Source organism: Hydrogenophaga palleronii NBRC 102513, assembly GCF_001571225.1.
GTDB lineage: Bacteria > Pseudomonadota > Gammaproteobacteria > Burkholderiales > Burkholderiaceae_C > Hydrogenophaga > Hydrogenophaga palleronii.
In genome coordinates this window covers 89913-112593 of the sequence record NZ_BCTJ01000013.1, presented here as the reverse complement: position 1 = coordinate 112593, position 22681 = coordinate 89913, and the positions used below count along the sequence as shown (strand labels likewise).

23 protein-coding genes and 3 pseudogenes are annotated in these 22681 nt (G+C 63.8%); 20 read left to right on the top strand and 6 right to left on the bottom strand.

Translation table 11 applies throughout. The features are described 5' to 3' along the window. Position 1 precedes the first annotated feature (1 nt). Genes gcvH through HPA01S_RS11475 form a run of 6 tightly spaced genes read left to right on the top strand, consistent with a single transcriptional unit; the run spans position 2 to position 4930 of the window. Complete coding sequence (gene gcvH, locus HPA01S_RS11500) at positions 2 to 364, top strand: glycine cleavage system protein GcvH (protein ID WP_066270028.1); 363 nt, start codon at positions 2 to 4, stop codon at positions 362 to 364. A gap of 28 nt (positions 365 to 392) precedes the next feature. After that, positions 393 to 842, top strand: coding sequence for a type II 3-dehydroquinate dehydratase (locus HPA01S_RS11495; RefSeq protein WP_066270027.1), 450 nt, complete (start codon positions 393 to 395; stop codon positions 840 to 842). Further along, positions 839 to 2305, top strand: a complete 1467-nt coding sequence (locus HPA01S_RS11490; RefSeq protein WP_066270025.1) for a SidA/IucD/PvdA family monooxygenase — start codon at positions 839 to 841, stop codon at positions 2303 to 2305. Before HPA01S_RS11495 ends, HPA01S_RS11490 begins: the two co-directional genes overlap by 4 nt. Continuing rightward, positions 2302 to 3495, top strand: coding sequence for a CMD domain-containing protein (locus HPA01S_RS22725; protein ID WP_084360635.1), 1194 nt, complete (start codon positions 2302 to 2304; stop codon positions 3493 to 3495). Before HPA01S_RS11490 ends, HPA01S_RS22725 begins: the two co-directional genes overlap by 4 nt. A 36-nt stretch (positions 3496 to 3531) precedes the next feature. Next, positions 3532 to 4584 carry a Gfo/Idh/MocA family protein gene (locus HPA01S_RS11480; protein WP_066270023.1) on the top strand — a complete coding sequence of 351 codons (1053 nt, stop codon included), beginning with the start codon at positions 3532 to 3534 and terminating at the stop codon, positions 4582 to 4584. Positions 4585 to 4624: 40 nt separating this feature from the next. Beyond that, complete coding sequence (locus tag HPA01S_RS11475) at positions 4625 to 4930, top strand: YciI family protein (protein ID WP_066270022.1); 306 nt, start codon at positions 4625 to 4627, stop codon at positions 4928 to 4930. A 683-nt stretch (positions 4931 to 5613) separates the two neighbouring features. On the opposite strand, the gene HPA01S_RS11470 is transcribed toward HPA01S_RS11475, so the two are convergent. Next, positions 5614 to 6734, bottom strand: a protein-coding gene (locus tag HPA01S_RS11470) for an IS3 family transposase (protein ID WP_157084984.1) whose coding sequence is annotated in 2 segments (ribosomal slippage) — positions 5614 to 6476 and positions 6476 to 6734 — 1122 coding nt in all. Because the reading frame shifts where the segments join, the coding sequence is not laid out codon by codon here. Positions 6735 to 6756: 22 nt separating this feature from the next. On the opposite strand from HPA01S_RS11470, the gene HPA01S_RS11460 reads away from it, so the two are divergent. Together HPA01S_RS11460 and HPA01S_RS11455 are read left to right on the top strand one after the other, a co-directional pair. After that, the gene (locus tag HPA01S_RS11460; protein WP_245638628.1) at positions 6757 to 7539 is read left to right on the top strand and encodes a branched-chain amino acid ABC transporter permease; all 783 of its coding nucleotides are present in this window, start codon (positions 6757 to 6759) and stop codon (positions 7537 to 7539) included. Continuing rightward, positions 7536 to 8330: an SDR family NAD(P)-dependent oxidoreductase gene (locus HPA01S_RS11455; RefSeq protein WP_169801525.1), complete on the top strand. Its 795-nt coding sequence runs from the start codon at positions 7536 to 7538 to the stop codon at positions 8328 to 8330. The genes HPA01S_RS11460 and HPA01S_RS11455 overlap by 4 nt, the downstream gene beginning before the upstream one ends. Positions 8331 to 8574: 244 nt before the next feature. On the opposite strand, the gene HPA01S_RS11450 is transcribed toward HPA01S_RS11455, so the two are convergent. Further along, positions 8575 to 8988, bottom strand: a complete 414-nt coding sequence (locus HPA01S_RS11450; RefSeq protein ID WP_157084983.1) for an integrase core domain-containing protein — start codon at positions 8986 to 8988, stop codon at positions 8575 to 8577. Between HPA01S_RS11450 and HPA01S_RS23090 the strand changes: the two are divergent. Further along, positions 8975 to 9109 (top strand): annotated as a pseudogene (locus tag HPA01S_RS23090) (IS3 family transposase); the annotation flags it as partial. The gene HPA01S_RS11450 and the pseudogene HPA01S_RS23090 sit on opposite strands and share 14 nt — an antisense overlap. Before the next feature lie 143 nt (positions 9110 to 9252). Here HPA01S_RS23090 and HPA01S_RS11445 read toward each other — a convergent pair. Together HPA01S_RS11445 and HPA01S_RS23085 are read right to left on the bottom strand one after the other, a co-directional pair. Next, positions 9253 to 9957 carry a hypothetical protein gene (locus HPA01S_RS11445; RefSeq protein ID WP_066270018.1) on the bottom strand — a complete coding sequence of 235 codons (705 nt, stop codon included), beginning with the start codon at positions 9955 to 9957 and terminating at the stop codon, positions 9253 to 9255. Beyond that, positions 9954 to 10418: a hypothetical protein gene (locus HPA01S_RS23085; protein ID WP_157084982.1), complete on the bottom strand. Its 465-nt coding sequence runs from the start codon at positions 10416 to 10418 to the stop codon at positions 9954 to 9956. Before HPA01S_RS23085 ends, HPA01S_RS11445 begins: the two co-directional genes overlap by 4 nt. A gap of 94 nt (positions 10419 to 10512) precedes the next feature. Here HPA01S_RS23085 and HPA01S_RS22720 point away from each other — a divergent pair, with 94 nt between their 5' ends. Continuing rightward, positions 10513 to 10890, top strand: coding sequence for a helix-turn-helix domain-containing protein (locus HPA01S_RS22720; protein WP_169801524.1), 378 nt, complete (start codon positions 10513 to 10515; stop codon positions 10888 to 10890). Positions 10891 to 11301: 411 nt separating this feature from the next. Here HPA01S_RS22720 and HPA01S_RS11440 read toward each other — a convergent pair whose 3' ends face one another. Next, on the bottom strand, positions 11302 to 12261 hold the full coding sequence (locus tag HPA01S_RS11440; protein WP_169801523.1) for a LysR family transcriptional regulator: 960 nt from the start codon (positions 12259 to 12261) through the stop codon (positions 11302 to 11304). A gap of 254 nt (positions 12262 to 12515) precedes the next feature. Between HPA01S_RS11440 and HPA01S_RS11435 the strand changes: the two genes are divergently transcribed. The 10 genes and pseudogenes from HPA01S_RS11435 to HPA01S_RS11395 all read left to right on the top strand — a co-directional run bounded on the left by HPA01S_RS11435 (position 12516) and on the right by HPA01S_RS11395 (position 22194). Further along, complete coding sequence (locus HPA01S_RS11435; RefSeq protein WP_245638625.1) at positions 12516 to 13490, top strand: Bug family tripartite tricarboxylate transporter substrate binding protein; 975 nt, start codon at positions 12516 to 12518, stop codon at positions 13488 to 13490. 305 nt (positions 13491 to 13795) lie between these two features. Continuing rightward, on the top strand, positions 13796 to 14110 hold the full coding sequence (locus tag HPA01S_RS23345; protein ID WP_066270015.1) for a cupin domain-containing protein: 315 nt from the start codon (positions 13796 to 13798) through the stop codon (positions 14108 to 14110). Positions 14111 to 14166: 56 nt separating this feature from the next. Continuing rightward, complete coding sequence (locus HPA01S_RS11425) at positions 14167 to 14733, top strand: cupin domain-containing protein (RefSeq protein ID WP_066270014.1); 567 nt, start codon at positions 14167 to 14169, stop codon at positions 14731 to 14733. 1 nt (position 14734) lies between these two features. After that, the gene (locus HPA01S_RS11420) at positions 14735 to 15559 is read left to right on the top strand and encodes an alpha/beta fold hydrolase (RefSeq protein WP_157084981.1); all 825 of its coding nucleotides are present in this window, start codon (positions 14735 to 14737) and stop codon (positions 15557 to 15559) included. Positions 15560 to 15598: 39 nt separating this feature from the next. After that, positions 15599 to 15832 (top strand): annotated as a pseudogene (locus tag HPA01S_RS23825) (epoxide hydrolase N-terminal domain-containing protein); the annotation flags it as partial. Between the two features lie 35 nt (positions 15833 to 15867). Beyond that, positions 15868 to 16548 carry an alpha/beta fold hydrolase gene (locus tag HPA01S_RS23820; protein WP_157084987.1) on the top strand — a complete coding sequence of 227 codons (681 nt, stop codon included), beginning with the start codon at positions 15868 to 15870 and terminating at the stop codon, positions 16546 to 16548. Next, positions 16509 to 16715, top strand: a complete 207-nt coding sequence (locus HPA01S_RS11410; RefSeq protein ID WP_066270008.1) for an alpha/beta fold hydrolase family protein — start codon at positions 16509 to 16511, stop codon at positions 16713 to 16715. The genes HPA01S_RS23820 and HPA01S_RS11410 overlap by 40 nt, the downstream gene beginning before the upstream one ends. Positions 16716 to 16907: 192 nt before the next feature. Beyond that, positions 16908 to 20987, top strand: coding sequence for an indolepyruvate ferredoxin oxidoreductase family protein (locus HPA01S_RS11405; RefSeq protein WP_084360627.1), 4080 nt, complete (start codon positions 16908 to 16910; stop codon positions 20985 to 20987). A gap of 108 nt (positions 20988 to 21095) precedes the next feature. Continuing rightward, the gene (locus tag HPA01S_RS11400) at positions 21096 to 21392 is read left to right on the top strand and encodes a DUF1330 domain-containing protein (RefSeq protein WP_066270007.1); all 297 of its coding nucleotides are present in this window, start codon (positions 21096 to 21098) and stop codon (positions 21390 to 21392) included. A 22-nt stretch (positions 21393 to 21414) separates the two neighbouring features. Beyond that, positions 21415 to 22194, top strand: a complete 780-nt coding sequence (locus HPA01S_RS11395) for an SDR family oxidoreductase (protein WP_066270003.1) — start codon at positions 21415 to 21417, stop codon at positions 22192 to 22194. Here the strand turns inward: HPA01S_RS11395 and HPA01S_RS23815 are convergent. Continuing rightward, positions 22142 to 22551, bottom strand: a pseudogene (locus HPA01S_RS23815) (DUF6351 family protein); the annotation flags it as partial. The gene HPA01S_RS11395 and the pseudogene HPA01S_RS23815 sit on opposite strands and share 53 nt — an antisense overlap. Positions 22552 to 22681 lie beyond the last annotated feature (130 nt).

The window sequence follows — 22681 nt, the reverse complement described above, 5'->3', positions numbered from 1 at the left end:
CATGATTCGATTTACGGACGAGCATGTCTGGGTCACGCTGGACGGCGGCATCGCCACGGCGGGCATCACGGCTCATGCGCAAGACACCCTCGGCGAAATCGTCAGCGTTGAACTGCCTTCCGTGGGTGCCCGGTTCGAAGCCGGAGCCGCTGCGGGCGTGGTGGAGTCGATCAAGACGGCATCGGACGTGCACATGCCATTGGCAGGCGAGATCCTCGAGCTGAACGAGGCATTGGTCAACGACCCCTCGCTCGCCAACTCGGATCCGCTGGGTGCGGCCTGGTTCTTCCGGTTCCGTCCGGACGAGCCTGCCGCCATCGAAAGCCTGATGGACGAGGCCACCTACACGGCCCTCACCCGGTGACCAACGACCGACCATTCCCCCTCGCCAAATGACCACGCCTTCCATCCTGCTGATCCAGGGACCGAACCTGTCGTACCTGGGCAAGCGCCAGCCCGAAATCTACGGCACCACCACCGCCGCTCAACTCGACGACATCTGCCGCGCACACGCTCAGTCCCGCGGTTACAAGCTGGACATCTTCTACACGCACAGCGAGAGCGCGGCCATTGAGCGCATCTATGCCGCCGAGGGCGAGGGCGTGCAGGGCATCGTCATGAATCCCGCCAGCTTTTCCCGCAACGGCTACGCCATCGCATCGTGCCTGCGCGCCGTGCCCATGCGTTACGTTGAAGTGCACATCTCCAACATCGAAGCACGCGGCTTTCCATCCATGCTCGCCGCCGTGGCCGACGGCGTGGTCTATGGCTTTGGCCTGCGTTCCTACACCATCGGTCTGGACGCCATGCTCGGCCTGCTGGAAGACAAGCCCACACCATGACCCAGAACACATCTTCCGATACCGGCAGCGGACTGGCCGGGCTGGAGGCGCGCCTGGCCGAAGACCTGGATCGCCTGGCTCTGCCTGCCAAACCGTGGCTGCTTGCGCACTCGCACGAGGGACAGCCCGTTCTCGACGTGGCCGTCATCGGTGCCGGGCAGTTCGGCCTGGCCGCCTGCGCGGCCCTGCGCCATCTGGGTATCGAAGCGATCGCCTTCGACGCGGCGCCCGAGGGCCTCGAAGGGCCGTGGGCCACGACGGCGCGCATGGAAACACTGCGCTCACCCAAGGAGCTGACCGGCCCCGCGCTAGGCTTTGCCAGCCTCACGTTTCGCGCCTGGTTTGAAGCTCAGTTCGGCAGGCAAGCCTGGGCCACGCTGGACAAGATTCCGCGCCTGCAGTGGATGGACTACCTGCGCTGGTACCGCAAGGTGCTGGCGCTGGACGTGCGCAATTTGCACGAAGTCATCAAGGTCGAGCCGCTGCCTGGCGGTCTCGTCCGGCTCCGCATGAACACGCCTTCTGGCGAGATCGTGCACTTCGCCCGGCGCGTGGTGCTCGCCACCGGTTACGACGGGCTCGGCGGGCGGCGCCTGCCCGCATTTGTGGACGGGTTGCCAACCGATCGCTGGTGCCATTCATCGGATGTGTTCGACTTCAATCGCCTGCGTGGCCTGCGCGTTGGCGTCGTGGGGGCAGGCGCTTCGTCGATGGACAGTGCGGCGTCGGCATTGGAAGCCGGAGCGGCCAGCGCCGACCTGCTGATCCGGCGCCACGACATTCCGCGCATCAACAAGGTCAAGGGCGCCAGCAATGCCGGTTTCATGATTGGCCACTGGGATCTGCCGGATGAAGACAAGTGGCGCATCCGCCACTACATCAACGTTCAGCAGGTGCCACCGCCACGCGCCAGCATGTTGCGGGTGTCCCGCCACGCCAACGCGCGGTTTCATTTGGGCTGCCCGGTGCTCGACGTGCAATCGGTGGCTGACGGCCTGCGCGTCGTCACACCGGAACAGTCCTTCACCTTCGACTTCATGGTGTTCTCCACCGGCTTCCACATCGACTGGTCCGAGCGCGATGCGTTCGCGCCATTCGCTGCCCACGTGCGCTCGTGGGGTGATCGCTTCTTGCCAGAGCCTGGTCAGGAAGATGCCGAGCTGGGCGCTTCGCCCGACCTGGGCCGGGCGTTCGAGCTGCAGGAACGCGTTGCTGGTGCGTGCCCGGGGCTGGATCACATCCACTGCTTCAACTTCCCAGCGTCGCTCACACACGGCTACATATCCGGCGACATACCGGGCATATCGGTGGCCGCGCGCCGGCTGTCCGAGGGCATCGCCAGCCTGCTGTACCGCGAGGACTTTGCGCAGCATTTCAAGGCCATCGAGGCATTCGCCGAACCCGAGGTGTTTGGCGACGAATGGACCGATCAACGAAAACAGAAAGAGAGCTTTCCTTCATGAACAACGCTACGAACCCCGTCTTGGAACAGGACCTGATCGATGCCATGGCATCGCTGGCCGAGGGCTCTCCCGCTCATGTGTTGCGACACCAGCGCGACAAGGTCGTCGCCACGGCCTCCCGCTCCTATGAGGCGTTCTTTGGCAACAGCGTCAGCGATGAAGGCCCGCTGTCCCTCCAGCGCCGCCTGGCGATCGCGCTGTATGCCTGCCGCCTGACACCGGCAGAAGCGTTGTCCGGCCACTACCGGGACCGCTTGCTCTCGTGCGGTGCCGATACCGCCTGGGTTCGACTGCTCGAATCGGGCGCACCCGCCGACATCGCGGCCAGCACCGACGCGCAACTCGCCGCGATGCTGAACTTCACGCGCATTCTGGTCGCTCGCCCCATCGAAGGTGATCGCGAAGAACTCATGAAGCTGCCCGCAGTGGGCCTGAGCACACCGCAGATCGTGTTGCTCGCGCAACTGGTGTCGTTCCTGTCGTACCAGACGCGCATCGTGGCGGGCCTGCTTGCCATGGACGCTGACGACGGCGCGCCGGACACGGCGATCACCGCGGCCCCGGATCACGCCATGCTCTCCAACGACATGCTGCGTGTGAGCGCGGACGTGGAAGCCAACGGGTTCAGCAACCGCATGCTGCTGTGGCGCGCCTGGCTTGACGTGGTGAATCTCGAGACGGCCACACCCGAGCAGATCGCCGTGCTCGAAGCGAGCCACCAGTCGGCAAAGACCGCCGACTACTACCTCACGCTGGCGCACTGCCCGGATATCCTGGACATCCGTTCGGCCGCGTTCAACGCCGTGATGTACGCGCCACGCGGGCTCTCGCGCGCCGAACGCGAGCTCTGCGCCGTGGCGGCGTCGCGGGTCAACGGCTGCGTGTATTGCTGCTCGGTACACTCGCGCTTTTTCGAGCAACTGGCCAAGCGCAACGATGTGATCGCACAGGTTTACGCCGACCCGTCCACGGCGGGAACCAGCGCCCGTGAGCGCGCACTGATCGCCTTCGCCATCGAATTGACCCTCACGCCGCAGACCATCAATACGGCCAGCGTTCGCAAATTGAGAGAGGGCGGACTCGCGCCGCTGGAAATCCTCGACGCCATCCACGCCACCGCCATGTTCGGCTGGGCCAACCGGCTGATGCTCAACCTGGGTGAGCCCTACGAGGCGGAACCCGCCGCCTGAGCTCACTCCCCGTCACCCACAAGGAATACCGATTTCATGACCGTTTCAAACACGCCCTCCACCCCATTGCGCCTGGGCATTCTGGGATGTGCCAATGTGGCCAAGCAGTTCGCTCGCGACGTAACCCCAAGCGAGAGCGTGAGCCTGGTGGCCGTGGCCAGCCGCGATGCGGACAAGGCACAGGCCTTTGCACAGGCACAGGGCATCGACAAACACCATGGCAGCTACGAAGCACTGTTGGCCGACCCCGACATCGAGGCGATCTACCTGCCGCTGCCGAACAGCCTGCACGCCGAGTGGGCCATCAAGGCCGCGGCGGCAGGCAAGCATGTTCTGTGTGAAAAGCCCTTGGCGATGGGACCGGACGAAGCCCGCGCCATGTTCGATGCAGCCCGCCAGAACCGCGTGTTGCTGCTGGAGTCCTACCCATATGCCTTCCAACCCCAGACAGCAGCGATGATGCGTCTGATCGAAGACGGCGCGATCGGCCAGGTGCAGTCCATGCAGGCGGTGTTCGGCTTCCGGTTGATGAACCTCCAGAACATCCGCATGCAGCCCGAACTCGGCGGCGGGAGCCTCCTGGATGCCGGCAGCTATGTGCTGAGCCTCATCCGTCTCGTGATGGGGGCTGCGCCTGTGCGCGTGATGGCCGACGCCACCTGGACCGACAGCGGTGTGGACATCAGCACCATGGCCACGTTGACCTTTGCCGATGGGCGCCGAGCGCAACTGTCCTGCGCAATGGACGTGGCCAACGTGCGTCGCGCCACCATCTCGGGCTCGGACGGCACCATCGAAACCGAGTTCCTCAACCACACCAGCGCACTCCCTGCCGGCAATGACGTGGGTTACCTGCCCAGCGAGCTGCGCCTGCGCCGAGGCATTGCCGCGAACCTCCCATTCGAACTGCAGCAGACTGCCACGGGCAGTGGTTTCCGCCTTGCTGCCGAGGCATTTGCACGCATGGTGCGCGAGGGCAACACCCAGGCGATGGAAGACGCAGCAGTGGTCAGCATTGAGAACGCGGCCACGCTGGTGGCCTTGACGCAAAGCGCCAAGCTGGGCCAATCGGTCGACGTGCGCTTGTGAGCCCCGTCACTTTGCCCATTTCTTCGGGGCATGTGTCGCCATGAGCGACAACGGCGTCTTCGCCATCTACTGCAGGGACAGGCCAGACACGGCCTCCCTGCGGGCCGAGAACATGCACCTGCACCGCGCGTACCTCGGCGCCACCACCACCCGCATTCTGTTGGCGGGCCCACTCATGAATGAAGACCGCACGCAAGCAACGGGCAGCCTCTTCATCATCGAAGCCAGGGACCATGCCGAGGCCCGGGCATTCAATGCACAGGACCCGTTCCACGGCCTGGGTTTGTGGAAATCGATCGATATCGTGCCCTTCGTGGTCGTTCGCCACGACTTCCACGCCGACTGAGCTGAGCGTTCTTGCCGCATCGCCCGGCCGTCAGGAGCAGGTCCGGGATCCGATTCAGCACCGCCTTTGCAGGCGGCGCTGGAGTGCGATCTGGCACTCCTGGCGCAACCGTCCGATTTCCCGGTTCAATCGAAGTCGCGTTTGAGGCCGCGCTTACAGGCCCATTTGCCAGCACCCTGGATGGAGCCCGTTGCCGGTCTGCGGTCTGTGTTGAACGCGGCAAATTCCCAGCTTGCGACAGCCCCCTCAAAACGCGCATCTCACTCGGTTTGCTTGGGGACAAGCGTGCTTTGCCTCAATGATTCCCAGTGAGCTTGCGCGTCTTCACCGCGGGCTCTCCTGACTCAAAGATGGGCCCTCGATCATGCCGACTCCCGGTTGCCGAACAGCACGAAAACCGCGAAAGGGTCACAGGCATCCCCAAACGACGAAGCCCTTGAAGATCAAGGGCTTGGACGTGGTTGGTGCGGCTGGCGGGGATTGACCCCAACTCTCTCGCTCCCTGTGACAACTCAGCTACGCCCCTCGCATTTGCACCACGAGGTTGCTATAGCGAGATTTTATCGCTGTCTCTTTCCAGATCCCTGCCCGCCTTGGTCATGGTCTCTTTTACCCAGTCCGCGATCGTGTCTATGCCCATCCCAATGTTGTCCACGCTGCAATGCTCCGACGTCCCCCCGTTTTCAGTAGCACTGGGCTTTGGAGTCCGGGGGGTAATTTAACGGGTTTTGTATCAACTGCTTGGCGTAGGCTGCCGGGGTCAATCCGCCCAGGGTCTTCTTCGGGCGTTCCTCGTTGTATTCCCGACGCCAAGCATCGACGATCACACGGGCGTGTGCCAGGCTGGTGAACCAATGCTCGTTCAGACATTCCTCCCTGAATCGGCCATTGAAGGATTCGATGTAGGCGTTCTGGTTGGGCTTGCCGGGTTCGATGAGGAACAGCTGAACACCCCTGGCGTGGGCCCAGTTCAGCATAGCCCGGCCGCAGAACTCTTTCCCGTTATCTGTCCTGATCGCTTTGGGCAGTCCCCTCGTGGCGGCGATCTGATCCAGGATGCGCGCCACCTGGTTGCCACCCATCGCACGCTCGGCCACGATGGCCACTGCCTCGTGAGTCGCGTCATCGATCACCGTCAGGTTCTTGATGCTGCGTCCTTCGGCCGTGCGGTCAAAGACGAAGTCCATCGACCACACCTGGTTGGCTGCCATCGGGCGCTGCAGTGGGTGACGATCGGCCAGCGGGATCTTCTTGCGCTTACGCTTTCTGACCTGCAGACCCGCCTGGACATACAGGCGCTCGACGCGCTTGTGGTTGACCACCTCACCGGCCTGACGCAGCTTGAGGTAGATCATGCTGGCCCCATACCGTCTATGACGCTGAGCCAGAGTCATGATCTTTGCCTTGAGTGCACCGTTGCGGTCTGCAGCGGGTTCGTACCGGTAGGCGCTGGCGCTCATGCCGGTGATGCGCAGTGATCTGCGTTCGCTCAGTCCGCAGCCGATCATGTGGCGCACCAGCTCGCGCCGTGCGGGTGCGCTCACCACTTTTTTCTCAAGGCTTCTTTCGTCACCTCGTTCTCCAGCATCGACTCGGCCAGCAGCCGCTTGAGGCGTGTGTTTTCAAGCTCAAGTTCCTTAAGGCGCTTGGCGTCCGAGACGCTCATGCCGCCGAACTTGTTGCGCCAGAGGTAGTAGCTGGCCTCCGAGAAACCGTGTCGTCGACACAGCTCGGCCACCGGTAGACCCGTCTCGGCTTCGCGCAGGAAGCCAATGATCTGTTCTTCCGTAAATCTCTTCTTCACGTCCAATCTCCTGTCTTCGGGATTGGACTACATCACGGCCCACGCGGCGAAAGTGTGGGGCCTACCCGTCGAGCTCGCCGTGCTGGCCGGCACCGCTTTCGCTGCGCTGCTCGGCGCGGCCATCGGCGCGCTGGCCATACGCCGACAAGGCATCTACTTCGCGATGACCACCCTCGCTCTGGCGCAGATGGTCAGCTTCCTGGCCCTTCAGTTGCCATTCACCGGAGGTGAGGATGGCATCCAGGCAATACCGCGCGGCAAATTGCTCGGAATGTTCGACCTGGAGAATCCGCTGGTGCTCTACCACGCGGTGCTCGCCGTCTTCGGCCTGGGTCTGTTCGCTGTGTGGCGGATCGTGAACTCGCCTTTCGGACACGTGCTCAAGGCGATCCGCGAAAACGAACCGCGTGCCGTGTCTCTGGGGTACCGTACGGCGCGCTACAAACTGCTGGTCTTTGTGCTGTCGGCCGCACTCGCCGGCCTGGCGGGCTCGGTGAAGACCATTGTGTTCCAGTTGGCCAGCCTTACAGACATCACCTGGCACATGTCTGGCGTGGTCGTCCTCATGTCCCTCCTGGGCGGAATGGGAACGATGGCAGGCCCCGTGGTCGGCGCGGCGATCATCATTGGCATGGAACACTTTCTGGCCGACACCAACTTTCCGGTGGATGTCGCCAACGGATTGCTGTTCATGGCATGCGTCCTCGCCTTCCGCAAAGGTATCGTCGGAGAGGTCGGCAACTGGCTGAACCACGTGAAGCGCCGCAGCGCCACGGCAGACAAACAGGAAGGCGCCAACACATGAAAGACTTGATGGGGAAGCACGCCGTGGTGACGGGCGCAGGATCGGGCTTGGGGCGCGCCATCGCATGCGGCCTCGCTGCTTCGGGAGCACGGCTGACGCTGCTGGATCTGGATGCCGACGGGCTGGCCGGCACCGCCAGATTGGCAGACCAGGCAGCCGCCGCCATCCAGGCATCGGTCGACGTCACCGACGCAGCGGCAATTGGGCAGGCACTGATCAGGGCCACGGAGATTCATGGGCCTATCGGTGTGGTCATCAACTGCGCTGGCATCATCGTGCGGCAGGGATTCGTCGAATCCGACGCAGCCGTCTGGCGAAAAGTCTTCGACGTCAACGTCATTGGCTACGTCAACGTATTGCAAGGTGCTCTGCCCTTCATGGAGGAAGGTGCCTCCGTTGTCCAGGTGGCCTCCAGTTCGGGCCACCGTGGCGGACATGGCTATGCCTCCTACTCGGCATCCAAAGGAGCCGTGCTGGCACTGACGCGTCACCTCGCCGGTGAGCTCGTGCCAAGGCAGATACGGGTCAACTCCATCAGCCCGGGACCCGCCGTCACAGGACTCAATCGCGACGTGTTCGCCAGCGCCGACGCCGTAAGGTCGATTTCGGATGCCGTGCCTCTAGGGCGGATCGGCGCGCCTGAGGACGTCGTGGGCGCAGCGATTTTCCTCGCAGGCCCCCAGAGCCGTTACGTGACGGGTATCGACATACCTGTGGACGGGGGCCTCACCAGCCAAATACGTCTCGGCACCACCGCCAGCGCTTATCTAGCGTTTCGAGCCGAAACCTGATCGTGAAGCACAACAGCCTTGACGACTCGGAACGCCTCTACTAACTGGTGCGCTGCATCGCAAGCAGCCACATTGGAGCAGCGCAAACTAACTCTGAAGCTATTGGGGGGCTTATTCGGTGCACAGTGGGCCACGCGCACAAGCATTATCACTGAACGCCCCTGGTCCGGTAGACTAACCCCTCCTATCCTTTGAGCATAGGAGGGAGTGTATTGACCCAGCAGAACCTGCACAGGTCAGGCCGCTAATGCGAATGCCTCAGCGAGGTTCTCATGTGGAGCGCTTGGTGTGGGCGCCTGTAGTTGTAGAAGTGAATCCAATCGTCGATCAGGCGGTTGGCGTGCTGCAGCGATTCGAAGCGGTGGCGGTGCGCGCACTGCTCCTTGAGGGTGCGGATCACCCGCTCGACCAGGGCTTTCTGCTCGGGGCTGTGCAGCGTGATGAACTCCTGGCGCAGCCCGTAGCTTCTGACCAACGCCGTGAAGCTGCGACTGGTAAAGACCAAGCCATTATCCGAACGCAGCAGGAACGGCTCTGGAACTCGGCCCAGCGTGCCGAAGCGCGCGATCAGCGCTTGCTCCAGCGCCGACTCGGCCGTCTTGGATCGGCCGCTGCGCGAGAGATGCCAGCCCAGCAACTCTCGGCTGGAACTGGCCACGCTGGAATGGGTGGCTTGGTTCAACCACCACCGATTGATGGAGCCGCTGGGCTACATCCCGCCGGCTGAGTTCGAGGCCAACTACCATCAACAACGCGCTGGTCGGACCGCAACCGTCTGACTTAAACCAACGGGCCTCCGCGATACCCGGGGCGGTTCAGGAGACGCAACGGTGATTCTTGACTAGGGAATGGCTCAGGGGCTTTAAAAAGTGGGCGCGCGTACAAACTGGCCGACTCTGGCAATCTGGCTTTGCATCGCCTGCTAGCGGACGCTTTCAACAACGACGCCAAGGTCCCTTGAAACCGCGCCGAACGCATTTTGCAGCGTCAGCATGCGAATGCGCCCCCGTACGACAACCCCGCAACCCATCGGCGATGCATCGCAATGCAGAAGCATCGACCTAGAGTCCCTCGTCGCCTCAGTAGTAACAAGAGGGATTAAGGCGCTTGGAATGCTATGCGCGCGTTCAGTCCACATGAGCGCGGCGAGTTGACTAGAGGCAAGACGCTTGCCTTTGCCAACGTACACCCCATACACGGCAACCTTAGTGCCTTGCATCTTCGCCGCATCCAACGCGAAGTCCTCAAACGACAGGTGTTTGTACCCCGCGCGCTCATCTTCCTGCACTGCGGCCTTTTCGCGCACTTCTTCCTCACGCAGCCGCTGCCGCTCGAGCTCTCTACGTGCCATCAGCTCCGTTTCACGAGCCGCAGCAAGGGCTTGCGCATCTGAGCGGCGTTTTGCCGCCTCAGAATCATCGCGTGCCTTTGCCCAATCGAGACAGTCTGTCGTCCAAGAGTTGATCTTTTCCTGCTCGACACACTTTTGCTTCAACTGCTCGGGCGCAAGTCGGGGTTTCGACTCATCCTGTCCCATCAACTGCTGAAACGCCGTCATGTCTGCACAGCCCACCAACAAAACCGACGAGAGCCAAACTTGGGCTAGCGCCAATGGAGCGTTCTTCATCTTGTTTTTCCTCGACCTTGAATGGATGCGGTTTGCAGCAGCGAGGAAACTCCCGCCACCTCCTTTTCATCTCCCTGGTACGTAACGTGCAACAGCGCAGGGCGGTTCCAGTATCCCCAACTGGATGGCTTGCACTGCTTCCAGATGCGCCTCATGAGTTGAAGATCACCTGCCGTGATGCTGACCGCCGGCGATTGCGGTGCCTGCCCTGGCGAAGCTATGACGCCGCCTACGCGTATGTCCAAGGCCCCTACCAGATTGCACACCTCGGCCGCGTTGTTTTCAACACAGGCCCCCGTGCCGCACTCTGCATTCAGATGCCCGTACAGACGGCTTTTGACGTCACCTACGGAGTGAATCGAGGCAACATAGACCTCCACCCCACTTTCAGCCTCCGTGGCCCACAAAGGGCTCATGAAGACCAGGCAGATCGCCGGAGTGACTAAGAGCTGAAGTTTCATCGCGGTTCTCCACCAGTTGGCTCAAACAAGAAATTCGAATTTCGAATTATTGTAATCAGAACAGATAAAGGCGGCTTCCAACAGCGAACCGCCCTTGAAATCCAACCGCGACACCGCCTACGTCGATTTGCTGAAGAAGCTGAAGGCGAAAAGAAATCAACTTGGCTGGACCCAAGCGGACCTGGGGAAGAAGCTTGAACGTCCCCAGCCCTACGTGGCCAAGATCGAAACGGGGTCACAGCGCGTGGACCTTTTGGAGTTCTACAGGTGGACCAAAGCGTTGAAACTTGATCCCCTTGCATTGGCCGAGGTGCTGTTCTCCGCACTGGGATCGTTTCCTAGAGGGCAGTCATCCATCGCCACCAGCAAGGAAAGCACCGAATCGCCCACGCGCAGGGTAAAGATTGTCAACACAGCGCACCCTACCCTTGCTTCAGCACGTCAGTCAGGTAGTCAGCGCAAAGCCCAATAGCGCTTGCCACTGATCAATGCCTGAGGGATGAGAAACCACCTATCAGGTCATCACATGGCGATGGTCGGCAGCAATGCTTATTCGCAATCGCGATGTAGAAAGCACTTCCTAGAACAGGCTAGCCATCCTGCGGATCACCTACTACGAGATGCTCGGAATAAATAATTGCCAAAACCTCAGCGTCTTAAGGAAGGGGCTTCAGGCTATGAGCCGACTGACGAGCTTCGCCACAGCCTCGTAGTAGCGAACGGTGTGCTGTCAGTGCGTATTGATTGTTTTCATGAAATCAACCTCCCACCGGCCTCGCCGCTTCAAGGCAACAAGTACTCCACCTACTGTTGCTCGCCGTGTTCGGGACTCAACGCTGCGCGATAGCTAGCGAGCGACTGTGCATGCTTCGAGGATCCCAGCTCATGGGAGGTGATCGTCCGCCACCTCCCGAATCAACTGGCGGAACCACCGGTGCAAGCTCGCCCGATGGCTGCGCCCGTGCCACACCATGGATACCGTGTACTCGTAGGACGGAAACGGTAGATCGAGCACCTGCAGCGGGAGCCTTTTCGCGTACCGAAGCGCCGCTTGGCGAGGATAGGTGGCAATGAGATCGGTGCATGCCACCACCTCGGGCAATACGGTCGAACTGGACGCGGAGAATCCGATATCTCTCGAAACGCCCAATGACTTCAGAGCGCGGTCGGTCATCATCTCGAGCGTGCTGTTGAACAGCGGAGAGGCGCCGAGATAGACGTGCCGATTCTCGCAATAGACGGCCAGGGAGAGGTGGCCTGCGATCAGGGGATGTGGGTCGCGCGCGATGCAGGCCATCCCGTCCTTGCTCAGTTGGGTGGCATAGAGTCCGTCGGCCATCTCGACAAAGAAGCCGATCGACACGTCGCACACGCCATTCTCCAGCAACTCCCTCAGGCGCGGCGCATCAGGCGGAACCATGTTCAACCGCACACCGGGAGCTTCGCGGGTCAGGCGCTCCATGAGGGGTGGAACTAGCGAGGTGCCGATGTAGTCGGTGGCGGCCACCGTGAGCGTGCTCACAGCCAACGCGGGCTCAAAGTCGCCTGGGTCGGCCAGCGCTTCCCGGATGTGTTTCATGCCGGTGCGAATCTGCAGCCGAAGCTCGATACCACGGGGTGTGGCCACCATGCCCTGGTTCGTGCGCACCAGCAATGGATCGTTGAACACCACGCGCAAGCGCGTGAGGGCCTTGCTCATGCCAGGTTGGCTCATGCCCATCACCGTCGCCGCCTTCGTCACGGAACACGTGTCGACGAGCGCCTCGAGGCAGCCCAGAAGGTTGAGGTCGATCCTGCGCCAGTCCGCAGGCGATGGAGGAGGACTTTCGGCCGGAGGTTGCATCGTGGTTACCAGGTTCGCTGCCAGGGACGTCAGCCTCCCTTCGGCAAGCCGCCGTGTGAGCGCGGGAGGACCTGCCAGCGACCCTATCACGCTTCGGGCCGATCGACATGCGATGCCCGGCGGTGGCGGGGTCGCAGCGAGACTGAACACCGGATCGCGCATGCCGGGCAGTTATGCGGGAATTCCACCGCCTTTATTGAAGTTCGTCGACCAGGGACCTCTAATGCCCTGCACAAGAACCCAGGAGACATTTCATGACCCCATCGCCTCGCTTCTCACGTCGCCAACTGCTGGCCGCCGCGGCGGCCGTGTGCGCCACGGCGCACGCCCAGCCTGCCCCGTGGCCGGGTCGTTCCATCCGCATGGTCACGCCGTCGCCGCCCGGCATCGCCCCCGACGTGTTTGCCCGGTTGTACGCCGACCACCTGTCCAAGGCCCTGGGCGTCAGCGTGGTGGTGGACAACCGCCCCGGCGCCTCGATGATCATTGCGACCGACCACGTCGCCAAGGCCGCCCCGGACGGCTACACCGTGCTGTACGGCTTCAACTCGCCCTTGACGATGAATCCGGCGCTGTTCTCCAAGCTGCCCTACAACGCGCAGAAGGACTTCACCCCCATCGTCCAGAACATCACGGGCGCGTACTTCGTCCTGGCCAGCAGGGACTTCGGCCCCAGCCATCCCACCGAGCTGGTGGAAGCGGCCCGGGCACAGCCTGGCGAAATCACCTACGCCTCATACGGCGCGGGTTCGGCGGCCCACCTGGGTTTCGAGCTGTTGCAGGACGCCGCGAAGATCCAGTTGCGGCACGTTCCCTACAGGCAGGGTGCCTTGCAGGACGTGATCGCCGGGCGGGTGCCGCTGGTCATCGAACCCGCGGCCACCGCGCTGCAGTTCCTCAAGGCGGACAAGGTGAAGGCCCTGGCCTTCACCGGGACCGCACGCCACCCACTGGCGCCGATGGTGCCCACGCTCACGGAGCTGTTTCCCGGCGTCGAGCTGCTGGGCTGGCATGGCGTTTGGGCACCGGTCGGCACACCGCCGGCGATCGTCGCCCGCCTCAACACCGAACTTAACCGCATCACACAGAGCCCGGAGATGCGCACCCGGGTGATCGAGATGGGATTCGAGCCCACCACCAGCACCCCCGAACAGCTCGGGGAGATCGTGGCGCGCGAGTCGGCGGCCTGGGGCCGCCTCATCAAGGCCAAGGGCATCCGCCTCGATTGAACGCGCCCGTCTTCAACCATTTTTTGGAGTTCCGATGCAAACCATCCCATGCACCCCTGAGCAGATGAAGGAACGCATTGCGCGGTTTCACGAAGTGCCATCGCGGAAGAGTAGCGCACTGGAGCGCCATGAGATTCCGGTGGAGGCCATGGAGATGGTCGCCGCCAAGGACATCCGCTACTACCTCGGCCCGGTGGATGCGCTGGCCCGACGGGCCCTGCCGTTGCGGGCACCTCCGGCCTCTCCGTGTTCGTGGTGGAGTGTCCGCCGGGCAATGGCCCGATGCTGCATGCCCACATGCCCACATGCGCACGCGCGAGACCTTCTTCTGCGTGGACGGCCGTTTCGAGGTCCGCTATGGCGGCCCGGGGAAGCACCGCACAGAGCTGGTGCCCATGGACATGATCGCCGTGCCCACCGGCGTCAGCCGTGCCTTCAAGAACGTTTCACAGGCACCCGCCCACCTGCTGGTGATCATCCAGGGCGATCCCAACGACATGGCCGACATCGCCTATGCCCCGGAGGTCGGCGAGGAAGTGGTCCGCCAGTTCGGGCCGGGGGCCAAGAGCGGCTTTGAAAAGACAGGCATCACTTTCGACGCAGGGGTCGCCAGCGGCTGACCTGACACCTTGCGGCCCTCGGGTCGCACCCCTTCCTTTTATCTCCAGGAGCCACCATGACACTTCCCGTGATCCGCCCCACCGACGACGACATGCAACTCTGCATCGCCCGCGCGAGCGATGTCGACGGCACCTTCGATGGGTTTCCTGACAGCGATATGCCCGGCTGCCGCCGGCAAATGTTCAACTACCTGGGCTTCGCTCCCCCGCGGGATGCACTCAGCCCGGTCGGGGCCACTGCGCAGCCGGTGATCCGCCATCTCCACGCGGGCTTTGGCGTAGCCTTCATCAAAGCCATGCCAGGCAACGGCGTGCCTTTTCACGTGCACGACACCAATGAGACCTTCATGGTGCTCGCGGGACGCTGGCGCGTGGAATGGGAAGGCGCGGAAGGCGTGGGCGGGCAGGACCTTGGGCTGCACGATCTGATTTCCTACCCTCCCGGCGTGCAACGCCGCTTCGAAGCCACCGCGCTGGCCGACGACGGATCGGAAGCGATCCTGCTCGGCGTGGTGCAGGGCGAGAGCCCCAAGGCGGAGTATTCCCCCGAAGCCCAGGCATGGTTGCAGGCGGCCGGCAAATTGGCGCCTCCTGCCAGTGCGGCCCAGCTCGCCGAGGCCTGAATTGGGATCAAGCAAGTTCGCCCCACCGGCGCTGAAAGCATTTCAGGACAGTCATCCCGAGATCGAGGTGGGCGTGCCCGGTGGCCCGTGGCGATACCGCGAGACGGCCCGCGAGGGCGACGCGCTGATTCTTCTGCCCGGGGCGCAGGGCACGGCCGACATGTTCTACCGCATCGCCCCCGCGCTGGGCCAGCACCTGCGCGTAGTCACCGCCACGCCACCGCCAGTCGCGGATTGCGCCGCGCTGGCGCAAGCGCTGCCCGCCTTTCTAAATGCGATGGGCCTGACCCGGGCGCATCTGCTGGGCTCATCATTGTCAGGCCACGTGCTTCAGTTGTTCGCGGCACAGCATCCGCACCGGGTTAATACACTGTTTCTGGCCAACACCTTCTGCGATGCGAGCCCCTACCAGGGCAGCATGCCCACGGCCGAGGCCATCGCGGCAACGCCTGCGACCCAACTGCTCGCCGGCATGCTGGCAAGGATGCAGGCAGGCCCCGATGACGAGCCCTCCCAGCGGGAACTGAAACAGGCGGTACAGGCGCTCATGGGCCGCCATCAAAGCCCCGAGGCCCTGCGCACGCGCCTGCTGGCGCTGAGGTTGTCAGGAACGGCGCCGGTGGTGCCCTTGCCCTCGAATCGCATCGTGCTGATCGACGGCGACGACGATCCGGTAATCCTGCCCGTGATGCGCGAGGCCTTGCGCCGACGCTATGCACAGGCCGAACACCACAACCTGGCAGGCGGCGGGCACTACCCGTACATCCTTCGGGCTCCGCAATACGCCGATGCGATCGCCATGCGCCTGCTGGGTCGCACGCCGTGAGTTGGCAGCGACCGTGACGCCACACCGTTTCATTGCCAGTTGCCCGACGAACTGTTGCGGGACCTGGAGCACCGCCTGTCCCGTGCGCGCTGGCCCGACGATCCGCCAGACGGGCAGGCGGACACCGGCATCTACGGGGACCACCTACGCGACCTCGTGAGGCATTGGCGGCACGCGTTCGACTGGCGCCGACAGGAAGCGCTCATCAATGGCGTCACGCACCACAGGGTAACCCTGGAAGCCCAACCGATTCATTTCATCCACGAGCCGGGCCGCGGCCGCCGCACCTTACCCCTGCTGCTTTACGGGTGGCCGGGTTCGTTCTGGGAATTCCACAAGGTCCTGCCCATGATGACGGACCCCGCGCACTTCGGCCTGGAGACGCCATCGCCTTCGACGTGGTGGTGCCTTCGTTGTCGGGCTTCGTCTTTTCCCACGAGCCCGGCCAGCGCAGGCTCGATCGAGCAGGCATGGCGCGCGTGCTGGTCCTGCTCATGCGGGACGTGCTGGGATATGCCCATTTCGGCATTCAGGGCGGCGACCTGGGCGCGCACATTGCCACCAGGATGGCCGAGCAGGAGCCCAAGCGGGTGACCGGCCTCCATCTCAACTTCCTGGGGTTTCTGCGCAGCCTGCCACGCCCCACCCACCCGAGCCGCGCCGCGCCGCGCCGAAGCGGATCACTATCGCGCGCTCGACGCATGGCTGTCCCGGGAGTCGGGCTATCAATGGATCCAGGGAACGAAACCCCAGACGCTGGCGTACGGATTGACGGATTCACCCATCGGGCTGGCGGCCTGGATGGCGGAGAAGTTCTCCAGCTGGACGGACCACGGCGAATGACCGGCTGCCGCCCGCTCGATGGACGATCAACTGACGGCCATCATGCTGTACTGGGCCACGCGGACCGTGAACGCCTCGTTCTGGCTGTACCAAACTGCACAGCGATGTGCTGGCGCCGCAGGCCCGGCGTATCGAACCACCACTGACCTACATCGAGTTTCCCGAGGAAATCATGCGGCCTCCGCGCTCCATCGGGGAGCGCGTCTTCGATGTGCGCCGTTGGACGATCGCCGAACGTGGCGGGCATTTCGTGGCGCTCGAACAACCTGCGGCGCTGGCGGAGGACTTCCGCGGGTTCTTCGCCACGCTGTGAGGCATGGACTTCGTCCCTTGCGCTCTCCATTCGCGGCAGTCATGTGCGCATGAGCGCGCGGTTATGGCATTGCGGCGCGCTTGCCCATGTAATCTGGGTGAGGAGACCTCCGAATGAATGTACTGATCGTGCACGCCCACCCCGAACCGGCATCGTTCTGCGCCGGCATGAAGACCGCCGGGGTTCGATCCCGTGGCCAAGCGCGCCGACTTCTCGAACCCGGCCAATTCCGACTACCTGGTCTATGCGCTCGAGCAGCGGCATGCGGTGCAAAGCGGCACGCTGGCCCCCGATGTGCGCGAAGAACTCGACAAGCTGATGCGCTGCGACCTCCTGGTGCTGAACTTCCCGATCTACTGGTTCTCGGTGCCTGCGATGCTCAAGGGCTGGATCGACCGCGTGCTCGTTTCCGGCAGGGTGTATGGGGGCATGCGCTTCTACGACCGCGGCGACCTCAAAGGCAAGCGCGCGCTGGTCTGCGCCTCACTGGGCGGGCAGCCGCACATGTTCGGACCCGGCACGGTCCATGGCACCCTGGAGGACATGCTGCGCCACCTCCTGCGCGGCACGCTGGCGTACAGAGGGCTGTCCGTGCTGCCGCCGTTTTTCGCCCACCACGTGCCCTACCTGAGCGACGCCGACAGGGCCGCGATCATGCAACGCCTTCGTGAGCGGCTGCGAACGCTCGACATGCACGAGGCGTTGCCCACTCCCACGCTCGACGACTTCGACGCCCGCCTCCATCCGCTGCCAGGCGGTCCAATCCGTTTCCCTTTCGTCATGAACGCCAACACCCACAAACCGATCGACACGACGATCACCCTCGACGACAAATACACCGCCTCTTCGGGCCGCGTCTACATGAGCGGCACCCAGGCGCTCGTGCGACTGCCCATGCTGCAGCAGGAGCGCGATCGCCAGCGCGGCCTGCGCACCGCCGGCTTCATCAGCGGCTACCGCGGCTCACCGCTGGGGGGCTACGACCAGGCGCTTCTGAAGGCGAAGGACCACCTTGATCGACACCACATCCGGTTCCTGCCAGGTGTGAACGAAGAGTTGGCGGTCACGGCCGCCTGGGGCACGCAGCAGGCCAACCTGAAGTCCGATGCCAAATACGACGGCGTGTTTGCGCTCTGGTATGGCAAGGGGCCGGGGGTCGACCGCAGCGCCGACGCGCTGCGGCACGCCAACCAGGCCGGCACCTCCGCACACGGAGGCGTGCTTGCGCTGGCGGGGGACGACCACAGCGCAAAGTCCTCCACGATGGCGGCGCAGACCGACCACCTGTTTCAGGCGGTCTCCATGCCGGTGCTGGCACCAGCGACGGTGCAGGACTTCATCGACCTCGGCCTGCACGGCATTGCGATGTCGCGCTTCAGCGGCCTGTGGGTAGGCTTCAAATGCGTGACGGATTGCGTCGAAAGCACGGGCGTGGTCGACCTGTCGCCCGAGCGCGTGCAGCCGGTGCTGCCAGAGCACCTGTCGCTCCCGGAAGGTGGCTTGAACATCCGATGGCCGGAGCAGGGCTTCGTGGCGATGGAGCAGCGCCTGAACCGACACAAACTGCCCGCCGCCCTGGCATATGCGCGCGCCAACCGGCTGGATCGCACCCATTTCGCCTCATCGAGAGCCCGGCGCGGCATCGTCACCAGCGGAAAGTCCTACCTCGATGTGATGCAGGCGCTCGATGACCTGGGCATCGACGCAATGGCCGCCCACGAGCTGGGCTTGAAGGTGTATCAGGTGGCCATGCCCTGGCCGCTCGAACCGCTGGGTTTGTCCGAATTTTCCGAGGATTGCGAGGAGCTGCTGGTCGTCGAAGAGAAGCGCGACCTGATGGAAGGCCAGATCAAGCAGATCCTCTACGGGCAGCCCGGCGCACCGCGCGTGATGGGCAAACGCGACCGGCAGGGCGACACGCTGCTGCCCGATGCGGGCGAAATCGACCCGGCCATGGTGGCCCGTGTCATCGCCGCCTGGCTGGGCCTGGGCATGGGCGCCGCCGCCCGGCGGGTGGCACAGATCGAGCACGCCATGACATCGAGCGCGGCGCTGAAGCCGACGGTGAACCGCACGCCCTACTTCTGTTCCGGTTGCCCGCACAACAGCTCAACCAAAGTGCCCGAAGGCTCTCGCGCGCTGGCCGGCATCGGCTGCCACTACATGGCACAGTGGATGGACCGCGAGACCGAAACCTTCACCCACATGGGCGGAGAAGGCGCGAACTGGGTCGGACAGGCCGCATTCGTGCACACCGCCCACGTCTTCCAGAACCTCGGCGACGGCACGTACTTTCACTCTGGCTATCTGGCGATCCGGCAGGCGGTGGCTGCTGGCACCGCCATCACCTACAAGGTCCTGTTCAACGATGCCGTGGCCATGACCGGCGGCCAGGAGCACGATGGGACGCTCACCCCGGCGGCCATTGCGCGCCAAGTGCTGGCCGAGGGCGTGAGGGAGGTGGTGGTCGTCACCGACGAGCCGGACAAATACCCCAAGGGCTACTTTCCCTCGGGCGTGTCGGTGCACCCCCGCACCGAACTCGACGCCGTGCAGCGGCGCCTGCGTGAGGTGCGCGCCGTGACGGTGCTGGTGTTCGACCAGACCTGCGCCGCCGAAAAACGGCGGCGGCGCAAGAAGGGCACGATGGCCACGCAGCCGCGGCGGGCATTCATCCATGCGGCAGTCTGTGAAGGGTGTGGCGACTGTGGCGTGCAGTCGAACTGCGTTTCCGTGGAACCGCTCGACACCGAGCTCGGGCGCAAGCGCCGCATCAACCAGTCGTCCTGCAACCAGGATCTCACCTGCGTCCAGGGTTTCTGCCCGAGCTTTGTCACGGTGACGGGTGGCCAGTTGCGCAAGGGAAAAGGGGTGGCCGCCAGCCAGGCCGGCAAGACACTGCCAGCGCTGCCCACCCCCAGCCTTCCAGCGCTGGAGGGCCGCTACGCGGTCCTGGTCACCGGCATCGGTGGCACGGGCGTCGTCACCATCGGCCAGGTGCTCGGCATGGCGGCCCATCTGGAAGGCAAGGCCGCCAACGTCCTGGACATGACCGGCATGGCGCAAAAAGGAGGCGCCGTCACCAGCCACGTGCAATTCGCACCGGACGCCTCGCAACTGCGCGCGCCCAAGCTGGCCATGGCCTCCGCCGATGCCGTGATCGGCTGCGACCTGCTGGTCACTGGCAGCCAGGATGTGCTGGCCAAGCTGCGGCCCGGGCACACGCGCGTCGTCGTCAACACCAACCGCACGCCCACGGGGGACTTCACCCGCGACACGCAATGGGAGCTCCCCGCCGACCAGTTGCAGCAGGCCATCCGCCAGATGGTCGGTGAGGAGAACAACTGGGCCGTGGACGCGGGCGCGCTCGCGACCGGGCTGCTGGGCGACGCGCTCGCCACCAACCTCTTCCTTCTCGGGTTCGCCTGGCAGAAAGGTGCGCTGCCCCTGAGCGACCAGGCCATCGAAAAGGCCATCCAACTCAATGGCGTGGCCGTCCCGATGAACCTGCAGGCCTTCCGCTGGGGCCGGGCCGCGGCCGCGGACCTGGCGAAAGTTGAGGCGCTGGCGCGCCCCGCGCAGGTGATCCAGTTCGTGCCGCGCAAGAAGAAGCCATCCCTGGAGGAACTCATCGCGCACCGCACCGCGTTGCTGGTGAAGTACCAGGATGAACGCTACGCGCAGCGGTACCAGGACCTCGTGACCCGCGTCGCGGATGCGGAAGCGGGCATGGGTCAGACGAAGCTGACCGAAGCGGTGGCGCGCGGATACGCCAAGTTGCTGGCATACAAGGACGAGTACGAGGTGGCCCGCCTGTTCGCCGATCCTGCATTCGCCGCAGAGCTGGCCCATACATTTGAAGGCGACTACCGCATCGCATTCAACCTCGCGCCGCCGTTGATGCCTCGCCGGGATGGCCAGGGCCGCATGCTCAAGCGCGAATTCGGCCCCTGGATGCTGCATGGCTTCCGGTGGCTGGCGCGGTTGAAGCGCTTGCGGGGCACGCCTTTCGACGTGTTCGGCCATACCGCGGAGCGCCGCGAGGAACGCCGCTTGATTGCGGCTTATGAATCCTCGATGGAACAGGTGATTGCGGGTCTGAATCTTTCCCGGCATGCGCTGGCCGTCCACATCGCGGCCTTGCCCGAGAAAGTCCGGGGCTTCGGACACGTCAAGCAGCACAACATTGACGCGTTCCACCAGGAGCAGGCGGCGTTGCTGAAACAGTTCAGAAGCCTGCCCGACCGCGGCGATCTGCCGCAGGCCGCTTGAACACCATGCGATGAAACGGGACAAGGTGACCTCTCACTGGGCTGTCAGACAAGCCACACAGCCCGATCACAAGCCACACAGCCCGATCAACCACCACCCCTTTTCACCATGACCGCCTACTGCATTGCGAACGTCGAGGTTCATTCCCCCGACGTCTATGAAACCTACCGGCAACACACCCTTGGCACGGTGCAGAAGTACGGCGGGCGGTTCATCGTCCGTGGCGGCGATGTGCAGGTGATCGAGGGCACCTGGATGCCCAAGCGGCTGGTCGTGATCGAGTTCGTCTGCATGGACGATCTGGTTCGCTGGTACCGATCGCCGGAATACCAGTCGATCGTCAAGGGTCGGCACGACGGTGCCCGCACGGACTTGGTCTTTGTCGAAGGGGCCGTGGCGGCCTGACCCGCAGCTTTAGGAAGAATCGATGGATCTCGGATTGCGTGGCCGGCGGGCCTTGGTGTGTGGGGCCAGCAAAGGCCTGGGCCGCGCGTGTGCGGCGGCGCTGGCGGCCGAAGGGGTGCTGGTGACGATCGTCGCACGCGGGGAAGAAGAGCTTCGTCTCGCCGCACACGACATCGGGTGTTCTAGCGGAATGCCTGTGGGCTACGTCGCCTGCGACATCACAACCGAGCACGGGCGCAGCGCGGCGCTCGCGAGCCTGCCTCACCCGGACATTTTGGTGACCAATGCGGGCGGGCCCCCACCGGGCGACTTTCGAGATTGGTCGCGAGATGACTGGCTTGCGGCGCTGGATGCCAACATGTTGGCGCCCATCGCGCTGATCCGATCGACCCTCGATGGCATGATCAATCGCCGGTTCGGACGCGTTCTCAATATCACCTCCGCCGCCGTGAAGGCACCCATCGGAGAGCTCGGCCTCTCCAACGGCGCGCGCTCCGGCCTCACAGGCTTCGTGGCAGGCTTGGCGCGCACGGCGGTGCGCCACAACGTGACCATCAACAACCTGCTGCCGGGCTACTTCGAGACGGACCGCCTGAAGGCCTTGTTCGACGCGCGTGCGCGCCAAGCCGACATCGCCCCGGAAGCCGGGCGGGAAGATGAACTGGCCCAGGCGCCCGCCAGGCGCTTTGGTCAACCCACGGAGTTCGGGGCGGCGTGCGCGTTCTTGGCCAGCGCCCACGCGGGCTACATCACTGGCCAAAATCTGCTGATGGATGGTGGCGCCTACCCTGGCACTTTCTAGAATCCGCCGCGGGCTTGTCGATCAGCAGCAGGTGGTTTACATCGGACCTCGTCGCATTGCGCAAGCGCTCGCGCAGCTTGAAGCTATGGAAGCGGGAGTGTATCTCGTGGTTGGTGCAGGCTCTCTCGTCGACGATGGGCGTGGAGGCCGTGTTTTCAAGGCGGTTGAACTGGCCGCTGCGGAAAATCGCTGTAAGGGTGGCCGCGTCGTCGGCGGATCGTTGGCCCATGGCCATCCAATTGATGTCGCGTCCGCCAATCCCTCGTTCAGGTCGAGGAACTCATCCACGGAGATTTCGCCTGCAGCCGACGCCTTGTAGCCGTATCGAACACCGAAGTTGTCGTAGGGCCGTTTGGCATAGCCGTCGGCGCAGGCAGACCACTCAACTTGTTAGCCAGCTTTGTGGCGCGCCCGGTCGCCACACTGCCTTCAGCGGCCTACTTGCTCAGCGTTGGACTTATCGTTTCTAAGCCCAGTGCTTCCCAGA